The 1140-nt window shown below is 34.1% G+C and carries 1 protein-coding gene; it reads left to right on the forward strand.

Translation table 11 applies throughout. From position 1 onward, the window contains the following. Positions 1-75 precede the first annotated feature (75 nt). Positions 76-1101, forward strand: coding sequence for an IS701 family transposase (locus tag QUA24_RS27240; protein ID WP_445242659.1), 1026 nt, complete (start codon positions 76-78; stop codon positions 1099-1101). The last annotated feature ends 39 nt before the right edge of the window (positions 1102-1140 follow it).

Below are 1140 nucleotides of genomic sequence, written 5' to 3' on the forward strand. Positions count from 1 at the left end.
TAGGACTTACGCATTGACAGAATAACAAAATAGTGCATTGATAAATAAGGGTCGTCTAGTAATGGGTATGGGAGAATGAGAGAAATTACTAAACCCTCGACAGCACAATGCAATCTAGACATCTACACCTTATTTTTGCTGTCAGAGCCAAAATATGGAGGGTGCAGTAGGTTAGCCGAGATATTGGGAGATGTTTCACATGATAGTATCAATCGCTTTTTATTGAGAGAGAGATATGAACCAAAAGATTTATTTAGCATAATAGAGAAAATTATCAACCTGGTAGGGGGGATATTAAGTGTAGACGATACAGTCATAGAAAAGATTTACAGCGACCCTAAAAATGCGGAATTAATCAGTTATTTTTGGTCAGGAAAAGCCCATAAAACTATTATCGGCTTAAATTTAATCACTCTATATTACAGCGATATTAATGGTAATTCAGTGCCAATAAATTATAGAATATATGATAAAAAGGAGGGAAAAACAAAAAACGATTATTTTAGAGAAATGGTAAGTGAAATAATAAGCTGGGGAGTCAAACCCAGAATGGTAACAGGAGATAGTTGGTATTCAGGAGTAGAAAACTTGAAATTTCTCAAAAACCAGAAATTGGGTTTCCTATTCGGAATTGAAAAAAATAGAACTGTTTCAAATGAACCACACAAGTATTGTCAGGTAAGCACTCTGGCTATTCCCGAAGAAGGATTAAAGACTCATCTGAAAGAATTTGGATTTATAAAGTTGTTTAGGAAAGACTTTAAAAAAGAAGACTCTAGACATTATATTTTATATCTGCCAGATGAGGAGAAAATTCAAGACATAACCAGAAGTACCTTCGTCACAATTCATGATACTCATTGGGGTATTGAAACTTTTCATCGTGCTATAAAACAAGTATGTGGAATTTGTCGATTTATGGTTAGAGATACCTCTGCCATAAAAACACATATATTTTGTTCACTTCAAGCTTTTGTGAAATTGGAGTTTATGCGCTCTGAAAACATAATTAGCAATTGGTATGAAGTACAGAGGAATCTGTTTACTTCTGTTATCCGTGAGCATATTTTTGCCAACCTTCACAAGGATGCCATTATCTAGACTACATAGATGATATTTTTTGTCAATGCGTAAGTCCTA

Source organism: Microcoleus sp. Pol12B5, assembly GCF_036701335.1.
Lineage (GTDB): Bacteria > Cyanobacteriota > Cyanobacteriia > Cyanobacteriales > Microcoleaceae > Microcoleus.

Bases quoted from the DNA above. Each gene is read 5' to 3' on its own strand.
- QUA24_RS27240 (WP_445242659.1), top strand. From the start codon at position 76: ATGAGAGAAATTACTAAACCCTCGACAGCACAATGCAATCTAGACATC.